General features: G+C 71.3%; 9 protein-coding genes. 7 read left to right on the top strand and 2 right to left on the bottom strand.

From position 1 onward, the window contains the following. The 6 genes from hpnA to ACILRB_RS12505 form a co-directional block, all read left to right on the top strand. Window positions 1-942, top strand: a 942-nt coding sequence (hpnA, locus tag ACILRB_RS12530; protein ID WP_395666627.1) for a hopanoid-associated sugar epimerase, incomplete at its 5' end; no start/stop codon positions are given. Further along, entirely contained in the window at window positions 939-1,820 is an 882-nt protein-coding gene (locus ACILRB_RS12525; protein ID WP_395666626.1) for a squalene/phytoene synthase family protein, read from the top strand. The genes hpnA and ACILRB_RS12525, both read left to right, overlap by 4 nt. Then, window positions 1,817-2,689 carry a presqualene diphosphate synthase HpnD gene (hpnD, locus tag ACILRB_RS12520; RefSeq protein WP_395666625.1) on the top strand — a complete coding sequence of 291 codons (873 nt, stop codon included), beginning with the start codon at window positions 1,817-1,819 and terminating at the stop codon, window positions 2,687-2,689. Before ACILRB_RS12525 ends, hpnD begins: the two co-directional genes overlap by 4 nt. A gap of 10 nt (window positions 2,690-2,699) precedes the next feature. Next, on the top strand, window positions 2,700-4,046 hold the full coding sequence (hpnE, locus tag ACILRB_RS12515) for a hydroxysqualene dehydroxylase HpnE (RefSeq protein ID WP_395666624.1): 1,347 nt from the start codon (window positions 2,700-2,702) through the stop codon (window positions 4,044-4,046). A gap of 73 nt (window positions 4,047-4,119) precedes the next feature. Continuing rightward, window positions 4,120-6,132 (top strand): squalene--hopene cyclase, encoded by a 2,013-nt coding sequence (gene shc / locus ACILRB_RS12510; RefSeq protein WP_395666623.1) that lies wholly within the window; start codon window positions 4,120-4,122, stop codon window positions 6,130-6,132. Further along, window positions 6,132-6,884, top strand: a complete 753-nt coding sequence (locus ACILRB_RS12505; protein WP_395666622.1) for a phosphorylase — start codon at window positions 6,132-6,134, stop codon at window positions 6,882-6,884. Before shc ends, ACILRB_RS12505 begins: the two co-directional genes overlap by 1 nt. Here the strand turns inward: ACILRB_RS12505 and hpnH are convergent. Then, window positions 6,774-7,922, bottom strand: coding sequence for an adenosyl-hopene transferase HpnH (gene hpnH / locus ACILRB_RS12500; protein ID WP_395666621.1), 1,149 nt, complete (start codon window positions 7,920-7,922; stop codon window positions 6,774-6,776). The two genes, ACILRB_RS12505 and hpnH, sit on opposite strands and share 111 nt — an antisense overlap. Before the next feature lie 432 nt (window positions 7,923-8,354). Between hpnH and ACILRB_RS12495 the strand changes: the two genes are divergently transcribed. After that, complete coding sequence (locus ACILRB_RS12495; RefSeq protein ID WP_395666620.1) at window positions 8,355-11,003, top strand: MMPL family transporter; 2,649 nt, start codon at window positions 8,355-8,357, stop codon at window positions 11,001-11,003. Between the two features lie 382 nt (window positions 11,004-11,385). Here the strand turns inward: ACILRB_RS12495 and ACILRB_RS12490 are convergent, their stop codons facing one another. Next, a complete protein-coding gene (locus ACILRB_RS12490; protein WP_395666619.1) occupies window positions 11,386-12,015 on the bottom strand; it encodes a hypothetical protein in 630 nt (209 codons plus the stop codon). Window positions 12,016-12,035: the final 20 nt, after the last annotated feature.

Below are 12,035 nucleotides of genomic sequence, written 5' to 3'. Positions count from 1 at the left end.
GTCGCGCGCGCGCTTCTCGCCGAGGGCTTCCGCGTGCGCGCGCTGCTGCGCCGCAGTTCGAGCCGCGAAAATCTCGCGGGCCTCGACGTCGAGGTCGCCGACGGCGACATGCGCGATCCCGAGGCCGTGGCCATGGCCGCCCGGGGCGTGCGCCATCTGTTCCATGTCGCCGCCGACTACCGCCTGTGGGCGCGCGACCCGGGCGAAATCCTCGCCGCCAACCTCGAAGGAACGCGCAACGTGATGCAGGCGGGACTCGCCGCCGGCGTCGAGCGCGTGGTCTATACGAGCAGCGTCGCGACGATTCGCTGCGGCGGCGGCGCGCCGGCCGACGAGACCGAGGCGTTGACGGCGGCCAAGGCGGTCGGGGCCTACAAGCGCAGCAAGGTGATCGCCGAGAGCCTCGTGCGCGGCATGATCGCCGAAAAGGGCCTGCCGGCGGTGATCGTCCACCCGTCGACGCCGGTCGGCCCGCGCGACGTCAAGCCGACGCCGACGGGGCGCATCATTCTCGAAGCCGCGCGCGGGCGCATGCCGGGCTATGTCGACACGGGGCTCAATCTCGTGCATGTCGACGACGTCGCCGCGGGCCATGTCGCGGCGCTGCGCCGGGGCGTCGTCGGGCAGAGCTACATCCTCGGCGGGCAGGACGCCTCGCTCGCCGCCATGCTCGCCGACATCGCGGCGCTGCGCGGGCGCCGCGCGCCGCGGCTGCGCTTTCCGCGCCAGCTCATCTATCCCTTCGCCTTGGCCGCCGAAGCCGCCGCGCGGGTCACCTGCAAGGAGCCCTTCGTGACGCTCGACGGGCTGCGCATGTCGCGCCACAGAATGTTCTTCAGCTCGGCCAAGGCCGAGCGCGAGCTTGGCTACAGGGCGCGCTCCTATGCGGACGGGCTCAGGGACGCCATAGACTGGTTCGAGCGAAGCGGACGCCTGAAATGAACGCGATCGAAGTCGAGGCCACGAAAAGCGAGCGGGGCGAGAATTTTCCCGTCGCCTCGCTGCTGCTCGCGCCCGAGCGGCGCGCGCCGATTCTCGCCTATTATCGCTTCGCCCGCGCCGCCGACGACGTCGCCGACGACGCGAGCCTCTCGCCCGGCGAAAAGATCCTGCGGCTCGACGCCTTCGAGGCGACGCTGCTGGGAAAGAGCGAGGCGGTCGAGGCGGCGAAGCCCCTGCGCGCGGCGCTCGCGGCCGACCCCACGCTCGAGGCGCGCCATGCGCTCGACCTGCTCACGGCCTTCCGCCTCGACGCGACCAAGACGCGCTATGCGGATTTCGCCGAGCTCATGGATTACTGCGCCTTCTCGGCCGCGCCCGTCGGGCGCTTCGTGCTGAACGCCCATGGCGTCGGCGAGGCGGTCTGGCCGGCCTCGGACGCATTGTGCTCGGCGCTGCAGATCGTCAACCACATGCAGGACTGCGGCCTCGACTACCGCCGCATCGACCGCGTCTATCTGCCGCTCGACCTGCTCGCCGACTGCGGCGCGACGGTCGGGGACCTTGGCGCGCCGAAGGCCTCGCCCGGCCTGCGCGCCGCGCTGCTCAGGCTCGCCGAGGCGACCGATCCGCTGATCGCGCTCGGCTCGACCCTGCCGCCGGAGCTTGCCGAGCTGCGGCTCAGACTCGAGATCGGGGCGATCGCGGCGCTGGCGCGCCGGCTGAACGACATTCTGAAACGCCGCGACCCGCTGTCCGAGGAGACGCATCTGTCGAAGCCCGAAGCGCTGCTCGTCGCCGGGCTCGGCGCGGCGCGCGTGCTGTTGCGCGCGCCCGCCGCCGCGCCGCGGACGGCGCAGGCGCGGGGAGACGCGGCGTGAGGGCGCGGACCGTCGCCGGAGCCGGGCCGTCGGCCGCGGCGCTCCCCGCCGACGAGGTCGCCGCCGCGCGCTCGCGCAAGAGCTCGTTCTATCTCGCCATGCGCATCCTGCCGAAGCCGCAGCGCGAAGCCATGTTCGAGATCTATTCCTTCTGCCGCGCCGTCGACGACATCGCCGACGAGCCGGGGCCGCTGCCGGCGCGCCGCGCCGCGCTGGCGCGCTGGCGGCGCGACGTCGACGCGCTTTACGGCCTCGCCTCGGGCGATCCGCCGAAGGGGCTCGTCGCGGCGACGAAGCGCTTCGGCCTCGCCCGGCTCGACTTCCAGGCGCTCATCGACGGCATGGAGATGGATCTCGACGGGCCGATCCGCGCGCCCGACGCGGCGACGCTCGATCTTTACTGCGACCGCGTCGCGAGCGCCGTCGGGCGGCTCAGCGTGAAGGTCTTCGGCGCGCCGGCGCAGGAGGGCGAGGCGCTCGCCCATCATCTCGGCCGCGCGCTGCAGCTCGCCAACATCCTGCGCGACCTCGACGAGGACGCCGGCGTCGGCCGTCTCTACCTGCCGCGCGAGGCGCTGGAGGCGGCGGGGATCGACCCCGACGCGCCGCCGCAGATCATCCTCGACCATCCTGCGCTCGGCGCCGCCTGCGCGCCGCTGCTGGCGCAGGCGCGGGCGCATTTCGACGAGGCCCGCGCGATCATGGCCCGCTGCCCGCGCGCCAGCGTGAAGGCCCCGGCGGTGATGGCCGACGTCTATGAGCCGATGCTGGCGCAGATGGAGCGAAACGGCTTCGCGCCGCCGCGCGCGCGGCCGAAAACCTCCAAGCTGCGCGCCCTTTTCGCGCTCGCGCGCCGCAGCTTCGCTTGATCCGCCGCGCATGACCCGTCCCGTCGTCCATATCGTCGGCGCCGGGCTCGCCGGCCTCGCCGCCGCCGTCCGGCTCATCGACGCGCATGGCCCCGCCGGCGTCGAGGTCGTGGTCTATGAGGCGGCGCGGCAGGCCGGCGGGCGCTGCCGCTCCTATTACGACTCCGCCCTCGGCATGGTGATCGACAACGGCAACCATTTGATGCTGTCGGGCAACCGCGCCGCCATGGGCTTCCTGAAGCGCGTCGGCGGGCTCGGCGCGGTCTCGATCCCCGCGCGGGCCGAATATCCCTTCGCCGATCTTGCGACCGGCGAGCGCTGGACGCTGCGGCCCAACGCCGGGCCGATTCCGTGGTGGATCTTCGTTCCCGGCCGGCGGGTCCCAGGCGCCGGCTGGCGCGCGCATCTCGGCCTCGCCGCGCTGCTGCGCGGCGGGGCGGACCGCCGGATCGACGCGGTCATGTCCTGCGAGGGCGTCGCCTATGAGCGGCTGTGGCGCCCTTTCCTGCTCGCCGCCCTGAACCTCGACCCGGCCGAAGGCTCGACGCGGCTCGCGGGCGCGATCGTGCGCGAAAGCCTCGCCCGCGGCGGGGCGGCCTGCCGGCCGGTCGTCGCCGACGGGCTTTCGGCGGCGCTGATCGAGCCGGCGATCGCCTATCTCGCGGCGCGCGGCGCCTTTGTGCGGCTCGACCACCGGCTGCGCGCGATCAGTTTTGACGGGGAGCGCGCCGCGGCGCTCGATTTCGGCGACGCCCGGGCGAAGCTCGGCCCGGCCGACCAGCTCATTCTCGCGACCCCGGCGCCGGTCGCCCAGGATCTCCTGCCGGGGCTCACCGCGCCGACGCGTCATCGCGCCATCCTCAACGCCCATTTCAAACTCGCCCCGCCGCCCGGCGCGCCGAAGATTCTCGGCCTCGTCAACGCCACGGCCGAATGGATCTTCGCCTTCGAGAACCGGATTTCGGTCACGGTCAGCGCCGCCGACGCCCTGCTGGAGCACGGCCGCGAGGCCCTCGCCGAGCGCCTGTGGGCAGATGTGGCAAAGGCTTACGCGCTTGCTAAGCCTTTGCCGTCATGGCAAGTCATCAAGGAGAAGCGGGCGACCTTCGCGGCGACGCCGGAGGAAAACGCGCTGCGGCCCGGGCAGGACACGCGTTTCGCCAATGTGACGCTCGCCGGCGACTGGACCGACACCGGCCTGCCGGCGACGATCGAAGGCGCGATCCGCTCGGGCGAGCGCGCCGCCGATCTCGCGACGCAGGCGCTGAAGGGTCAGGCGCGCCGGGCGGGGGACGGTTCGACGGCGGCTCAGGAAAGCTTTTTGGAAAATCCTCGGAAAAAACGAGGAAATCCTTGAACCGGCGAGGAAAATCTTAAAGGAGACAGGTCAACGGTTTGCGCAGGCGCGCAATTGGCGTGAGGGGATTGTTTTGGACGACAGGGCAGGGGCTTTCTCTTTCGGAGCGGCGGGGGCCGCGCCCGGAGACGTCGAGGCCGCCGTTTCGCGCGCCCGCGCGGCGCTGCTCGCGCGCCAGCAGGCCGACGGGCATTTCGTGTTCGAGCTCGAGGCCGACGCCACCATTCCGGCCGAATATGTGCTGTTCCGCCATTTTCTGGGCGATCCCGCGCCCGCCGAACTCGAGCGCAAGATCGCCGTCTATCTGCGGCGGCGCCAGACCGCGGCCGGCGGCTGGCCGCTGTTCGCCGAGGGCGTCTTCAACGTCTCGGCCTCGGTCAAGGCCTATTTCGCGCTGAAGATGATCGGCGACGATCCCGAGGCGGCGCACATGAAGCGCGCGCGCGCCGCAATCCTCGCCCATGGCGGCGCGGCGCAGGCGAACGTCTTCACGCGCTCGCTGCTGGCGCTGTTCGGCGAGGTCCCGTGGAGCGCCACGCCGGTCATGCCGGTCGAGATCATGCTGCTGCCGCGCTGGTTCCCCTTCCACATCTCGAAGATCTCCTATTGGGCGCGCGCCGTCATCGTGCCGCTGACCGTGGTCAACGCGCTGAAGCCGAAGCCCGTCAATCCGCGCGGGGTCGGCGTGAGGGAGCTGTTCGTCACGCCGCCCGAGACGGTGCGGCGCGGGCCGGCCGCGCCGCATCAGGCGTTTCCCTGGACGACGCTGTTCGACGGCGTGGACAGGATTTTGCGCCGCGCCGAGCCGCATATGCCGAAGGGCGCGCGCAAGACGGCGACGGAGCGGGCGGTCGCCTTTGTGGAGGAGCGGCTCAACGGCGAGGACGGGCTCGGCGCGATCTTCCCGGCCATGGTCTATTCGGCGCTGATGCTGCACGCGCTCGGCGCGCCGCTCGACGATCCGCGCATCCTCATGATCCGGCGCGGGATCGAGAAGCTGCTCGTCGTCAAGGACGACGAAGCCTATTGCCAGCCCTGCGTCTCGCCGGTGTGGGACACGGCGCTCGCGAGCCATGCGCTGCTCGAAAGCGCCGGCGCGGGCGTTGCGGCCGAAGCAGGGCCAGAGGCCGTGGCCGTGCGGCGCGCGCTCGACTGGCTGAAGCCGCTGCAGGAGCTCGACGTCAAGGGCGACTGGGCCATGAGCAGACCGAAGGTCCGGCCGGGCGGCTGGGCGTTCCAGTACGCAAATCCCCATTATCCCGACCTCGACGACACGGCGGTCGTGGCCATGGCCATGGAGCGCGCCGGGCGCGGCGCGGACGCCGAGAGCGAAGCCGGGCCGCAGGACGGCGAGGCGATCGCCCGGGCGCGCGAATGGATTCTCGGCCTGCAGAGCCGCAACGGCGGCTTCGCCGCCTTCGACGCCGACAACGACCACGACCACCTGAACTACATTCCCTTCGCCGACCATGGCGCGCTGCTCGATCCGCCGACGGCCGACGTCGCGGCGCGCTGCGTCTCGTTTCTCGCCCAGCTCGGCGAGCGGCCCGAGACCAATCCGGCGCTCGCCCGCGCGCTCGACTATCTGCTGCGCGAGCAGGAGGCCGAGGGCAGCTGGTACGGCCGCTGGGGCATGAACTACATCTATGGCACCTGGTCGGTGGTGAGCGCGCTCAACGCCGTCGGCCTGGCGCCCGACCATCCTGCGCTGCGCCGCGCCGCCGACTGGCTGAAGCGCATCCAGAATCTCGACGGCGGCTGGGGCGAGGACGGCGCAAGCTACGAACTCGGCTACAAGGGATACGACCCCGCGCCGAGCACGGCCTCGCAGACCGCCTGGGCGCTGATCGCCCTGATGGCGGCGGGCGAGGTCGATTCGCCCGAGGTCGCGGCCGGAATCGCCTATCTCGCCCGCACGCAGGGCGAGGACGGCTTCTGGGAGGAGCGGCGCTTCACCGCGACCGGCTTCCCGCGCGTCTTCTACCTGCGCTATCACGGCTATCCGAAATTCTTCCCGCTCTGGGCGCTCGCCCGCTACCGCAACCTCAAGGCCGGCAACGCCTTGCGCACGCCCTACGGCATGTGATGCGGGCGCAGGAAAAGGCCGCGGCGCCGGCGCCCGTGCTGGTGGTGGTCGGCCTCAGGGCCGAGGCGCGGATCGTCGCGCGGGTCGCGGGCGCGGTCGTCGTCGCCGGCGGCGGCGACGCGGCGGCTCTCGCCCGCACGCTCGAGCGCGAGGCGCCGAAGGCCGCGGCGGTGCTGAGCTTCGGCGTCGCCGGCGGGCTCTGCCCGGCGCTGCGGCCGGGGGCGCTCGTCGTGGCGCATGAGGTGGTGACGCCGCAGGGCGAGCGCTACGCCGCCCATGACGGCTGGGCGCGGGCGCTCGCCGGCGCGCTCGGGGCGCGGCCTGGCCGCATCGCCGGGGTCGACGCGGCGGTCTGCGGCGCCGACGCCAAGCGAGCCCTGCGCCTTGCGCATGGCGCCGATCTCGTCGACATGGAGTCGCATGTCGCGGCGCGCGCGGCGGCGCGCCTGTCGCTGCCGTTCGCCGCCGTGCGGGCGGCGGCCGATCCGGCCGAACGGGAGATTCCACGCGCCGCGCTCGTCGCCATGCGGCCGGACGGCGGGCTGGCGCTCGGCGCGCTCATGCGCTCGCTCGCCGGCGACCCGCGCCAGATCGCCGGGCTCGTCCGCACGGCGCTTGACGCGCGCAAAGCCTTCGCCAGCCTATTCCGCGGCGGGAAGATGCTCGTCCCGGGCTTTCTCCTGCCCGATCTCGGCGAGCTTGCGCTCGACATGCCGGCTGAAGACGAATTCCGCGGGCCGCTGGCCGTCTAGCGGAATGTCGGGGGCCATCGGCCCCGTCGTGCGCACGCCGAACAGCGCGACCTTCAGCGCTTCGAGCGGACGCTTGAAGGCGTCCTCGACGGCGGTCGCCTCAAAGCCGCAATGGACCATGCAGTCGGCGCATTTCTCGTAGTTGCCGACGCCGTAGCGGTCCCAGTCGGTGTCCTCCATCAATTCCCTGAAGGTCTTCACATAGCTTTCGCCGAGGAGGTAGCAGGGGCGCTGCCAGCCGAACACGGTGCGCGCCGGATTGCCCCAGGGCGTGCAATGATAGCTCTGGTTGCCGGCGAGGAAGTCGAGGAACAGGCCCGACTGGAAGAAGGGCCAGGCCTTCCCCCCCTTGCCGCGCGCAAAAATCTCGCGAAACAGGGTCTTGGTCTTCTCGCGGTTCAGGAAGTGCTGCTGGTCGGGCGCGCGCTCATAGGCGTAGCCGGGCGAGACGGTGACGCCCTCGATCCCGAGCTTTTTCATCTCGTCGAAGAAGGCGGCGACCCGGGCGGGCTCCGCCGTGTTGAACAGCGTGGTGTTGACGGTGACGCGGAAGCCCGCCGCCTTGGCCGCGACGAGCGCCTTCAGCGCGCGGTCGTAGACGCCCGCCTGGCAGACCGATTCGTCATGCATCTCGCGGTCGCCGTCGAGATGGATCGACCAGTTGAAATAGGGGCTTGGCTTGTATTTGCCGAGGTTCTTCTCGAGCAGCAGGGCGTTGGTGCAGACGGTGACGAACTTGCCGCGCGCGACCGCGCCCTCGACGATCTGCGGCAGCTCCTTGTGCAGCAGCGGCTCGCCGCCGGCGATGACGACGACCGGCGCGCCGCATTCGTCGATCGAGTCGAGGCAGTCCTTGAGCGGCAGGCGCTGGTTCAGGATCGGGTCGGGATAGTCGATCTTGCCGCAGCCGGCGCAGGCGAGATTGCAGCGAAACAGCGGCTCGAGCATCAGGACGAGCGGAAACCGCTTGCGCCCTGAAAGACGCTGGCGGACGACATAGCCGCCCACCTTGACCATCTGAAACAGTGAAATTCCCAATGCGCGCTCCTGGAAAGCCGGCTCGACGGGCGGCGCGAGGAAAAGCCCCTGAAACGACGGGCCCACGCCGCGGATCTGGGGCGCTGGTCGCCGGCCTCGCGGTCAGGCCGGCCGAAGCGCGCCCCATCATCGACAGGCTGGGGCGTCCGCACGACAGGCGAAGCTCCAGCAGCCCGATAAGAAATGAATTTTCGCCGCATTTCAACCACGCGCCGGATCACGGCCGCGTTTCGCGCCGGCCTGTTGCCGTTTCGCCGATTTTCGCCGTCCCGCCTTGTTTCGGCCGCGCCGCTTGACGATTGATTAACCATAGGCACGCATTTTCTTTTCGCAGCCAGGCTGCGACGCCGCCGCGCCGCACGGGCGCGACTCCAGCCCTTCGCGCGCCGCCTCCCGGCGGGCGGTCCGGCAGCCCACCATTGGCGAGGACGCATGATCAGCCCCCCCGACAGCGACGCCCCGGCGAGCGAGCCCTTCATCTCCCGCATCGTCGTCGCGATCGTCGAATTCTGCCGGCGCTTCAAATGGCCGGTCGTCGCGCTCTCGGCGCTGGCCACGGCCTATTGCGGCTGGTACGCCGCGAACAATTTCAACATCAACACCAACACCAACGACTTCATGTCGGCGGATCTGCCGTGGCGGCAGAATCTCATCGCCATGGACAAGGCCTTCCCGCACCGCGCCGACCAGATCGTGGTCGTCATCGACGGCAAGACCCCGGAGATCGCCGAGGAGGCGACGCAGCGCCTCGCCGAGAAGCTGCGCGAGCGGCCCGACATGTTCACCTTCGTGCTGCGGCCGGACGGCGGGCCGTTCTTCAACCGTAACGGCCTGCTCTATCTCCCGGTCGAGGAGGTGCGCAACACGGTCGACGGCCTGTTCAAGGCGCAGCCCTTTCTCTCCGTGCTCGCCTCCGACCAGAGCCTGCGCGGCGTCTCCGACGCCTTCTCCTTCATCAACCGCGGCGTGCGTTCGGGCGCCGGCACCTATGACGATTTCGACCGCCCGCTCGTGGCCCTCAACGGCGCGCTCGACGGCGTCCTGAAGGGCGAGCCGACATTCTTCTCCTGGCGCGGGCTTTTGACCGGGGCCGCACCCGACCCGCGCGAGCTGCGCCGCTTCATCCAGGTGAAGGCGAAGCTCGATTATTCCGACCTGCAGCCGGGCGCAAAGCCCAGCGCCTTCATCCGCGAGAGCTTCGCGCAGATGGGCTTTTCGCCCGAAACCGGCGCGCGGCTGCGGCTGACCGGCCTCGTGCCGCTCGCCGACGAGGAGTTCGCGACCCTTGAGGAGGGCGCGGGCCTCAACGGCGCGATCACGGCGCTGATCGTGCTGTTCATCATCTGGCGCGCGCTGCGGGCGCCGAGCATCGTGCTCGCCGTCGCCTATACGGTCGTCGTCGGCCTCGCCGTCACGGCGGCGGTCGGGCTGTGGATGGTCGGCTCGCTCAACCTCATCTCGGTCGCCTTCGCCGTGCTGTTCGTCGGCATCGGCGTCGATTTCGGCATCCAGTATTCGGTGCGCTACCGCGACGAGCGCCACAAGGTCGGCGCGTTCGAGCCGGCGCTGAGGGGCGCCGCGGCCAAGATCGGGCGGCCGCTCGCGCTGGCGGCGGCGGCGACGGCGGCGGGCTTCTACTCCTTCGTGCCGACCGACTACCGCGGCGTGTCCGAGCTCGGAATCATCGCCGGCACGGGCATGTTCATCGCCTTCTTCATCTCGATCACCGTGCTGCCGGCGCTGCTCGCGATCTTCCGGCCGCCGGCCGAGGAGGAGCCCGTCGGCTATCTCTTCCTTGCGCCGGTCGACGATTTCCTGGAGCGCCACCGCCACGCCGTGGTGATCGGCACGCTCGGCGTCGCGCTGCTCGGCACGCCGCTGCTGGCGAAGCTGCGCTTCGACTTCAACCCGATCAACCTGCGCAGCCAGACGGTCGAATCGGTCTCGACCCTGCTCGACCTGATGCGCGATCCCGTCACCGACACCAACACCATCGACGTGCTCGCCCCCTCGATCGCGGCCGTCGGCCCGCTGGGCCAGAAGCTCGGCGCCCTGCCGGAGGTGGCGCAGGTCATCAGCATCGAAAGCTTCGTGCCGGAGGATCAGGGCGAGAAGTTGCCGATCATCGAGCACGCGGCGGCGGCTTTCGCGCCGGTGCTCGACCCGACCCGCGCGCGCGACAGGCCGAGCGACGTCGACGACGCCGCCGCGCTGCTCAAGGCCGCCGACGCCTTCGAGGCGACGGCCGCCGACGCCTCGGGCAAGGGCGCGGACGACGCGCGCCGGCTCGCCGACAAGCTGCGCCGGCTCGCCGACGGGCCGCCGGAGACGCGCGAGGCGGCGCGCCGCGCGCTGCTGCCGGGGCTGCATGTGATGCTGGGCCTTCTGCGCGAATCGCTGTCGGCGCAGAAGACGACGCTCGACTCGATCCCCGCCGACCTCAGGAGCGACTGGGTCGCGGCCGACGGGCGCGCGCGCATCGCCGTCTCGCCCAAGGGCGACGCCAACGACAATCCCACGCTCGAGCGCTTCGCCGCCGCCGTGCTGGCGATCGACCCGCAGGCGACCGGCGAGCCGATCGCGATCCAGGAGTCCGGCCGCACGGTGGTGCGCGCCTTCATCGAGGCGGGCGTCTGGGCGCTGCTCTCGATCAGCATTCTTCTGTGGATCGTGCTGCGGCGCTTCTCTGACGTGCTTCTGACGCTCGTGCCGCTGCTGCTCGCCGGCGTGGTCACGCTTGAAATCACCGTGCTGATTGGCCTGCCGCTGAACTTCGCCAACATCATCGCCCTGCCGCTGCTGCTCGGCCTCGGCGTCGCCTTCAAGATCTATTTCGTGATGGCGTGGCGGGCCGGCACGACCAAGCTTCTGCAGTCGAGCCTGACGCGGGCGGTGTTCTTCTCGGCCATGACCACGGCGACGGCCTTCGGCAGCCTGTGGCTGTCGAAACATCCCGGCACCTCCAGCATGGGCAAGCTGCTCGCGCTCTCGCTCGTCTGCACCCTCGCGGCGGCGATCCTGTTCCAGCCGGCCCTGATGGGCCCGCCGCGCAAGATCGCCAAGACGGGCGAGGACGCCTGAGCGACGGCGCGGCCGGGTTCGCCCACGCCGCGCCGCCGCCCATGGGGCAACCGCGCCGGCGGAACGTCTGAAGGCGGCGCAGCGTGAACAAGGGCGGCGCCGGCTGGCGCCAGGGCGCAGGCGCGCGTTCGGGGCGCGGAGGCATAGTCCGGCCGGACTTGAAATCGATCCGACCGGACGGGCTCGACGCCCTGGCGCCGGGCGTTTTTTGGGCGAACGAGTCCGCTCGGCCGGAAGACGTTCGGACGCGCTAGGGCGGGGAGGGCGTTTGGAGCCGGGGTCGCCGGCCGTTCACGCCGCGCGGCCTGCGGGAAAGGTCCACAGAAAAGCGCGCGAGAAAAATGCGCGTAGAGAAGCCGGCGGGGTCCTGCGGCGTGGAGCGCTACTGCACGACGCGGTAGCGGGGGAAGTTCTGGCCTTCCTGGGTGCCGCCGGTCGAGGCGCCGAGCGTGAACAGGTCCTTGACCCCGCCCGTTCCCGCGCCGATGACGGAGGCCTGAACGCCGCCGGTCGCGGCTCCGGGGACGGTGCCGTCCTTGACGCCGCCGGTCTGCGCGTCGAAGGCGCGGCCCGCGCCGATCACGCCGCCCGTCAGCGAGCCGCGTGTCATATAGTCGTCGAGGCCGCCCGTGCCGGCGCCGATCGCAAGGTCCTTGATGCCGCCGACGGCGTTGCCAAGGCCGAGGCCGAGGCCGCCCGTGCCGGCGCCGATATGGCCCGAGCCGATGACGACGCCCGGCGGACGGGCGCGGGTGACGGGCGTCGCCGAGGAGACCGTCACGGACGTGGTGGTCGAGAGCGTCGTCGCGGTGCTGGTCGCGCCGGCGAGCGCGCCGGCGTTGCCGAAGGCTGTGCCGGCGATGCCGCCCGACTGTGTGACGGCGGCCGTCTGGGCGAAGGCCGGGCCGCAGAAAGACGGCAGGGCGAGGGCGCCGGCGCAGAACGCCACGCCCGCCGCGGCCGCGCGCAGGCTGTTTCCGGTCAGGATCGGCGACGCGACGGACGACAGCATGAACTTCTCCCGGAGACGTC

The sequence above is a fragment of the Methylocella sp. genome (assembly GCF_044226135.1).
Taxonomy (GTDB): domain Bacteria; phylum Pseudomonadota; class Alphaproteobacteria; order Rhizobiales; family Beijerinckiaceae; genus Methylocapsa.
This window is presented reverse-complemented; position numbering and strand designations above follow the sequence as displayed.

What these genes read in the sequence shown, in the direction of transcription:
- ACILRB_RS12525 (WP_395666626.1), top strand. Translation starts at nt 939, where the DNA reads ATGAACGCGATCGAAGTCGAGGCCACGAAAAGCGAGCGGGGCGAGAAT.
- hpnE (WP_395666624.1), top strand. Translation starts at nt 2,700, where the DNA reads ATGACCCGTCCCGTCGTCCATATCGTCGGCGCCGGGCTCGCCGGCCTC.
- ACILRB_RS12505 (WP_395666622.1), top strand. Translation starts at nt 6,132, where the DNA reads ATGCGGGCGCAGGAAAAGGCCGCGGCGCCGGCGCCCGTGCTGGTGGTG.
- ACILRB_RS12495 (WP_395666620.1), top strand. Translation starts at nt 8,355, where the DNA reads ATGATCAGCCCCCCCGACAGCGACGCCCCGGCGAGCGAGCCCTTCATC.
- ACILRB_RS12490 (WP_395666619.1), bottom strand. Translation starts at nt 12,015, where the DNA reads ATGCTGTCGTCCGTCGCGTCGCCGATCCTGACCGGAAACAGCCTGCGC.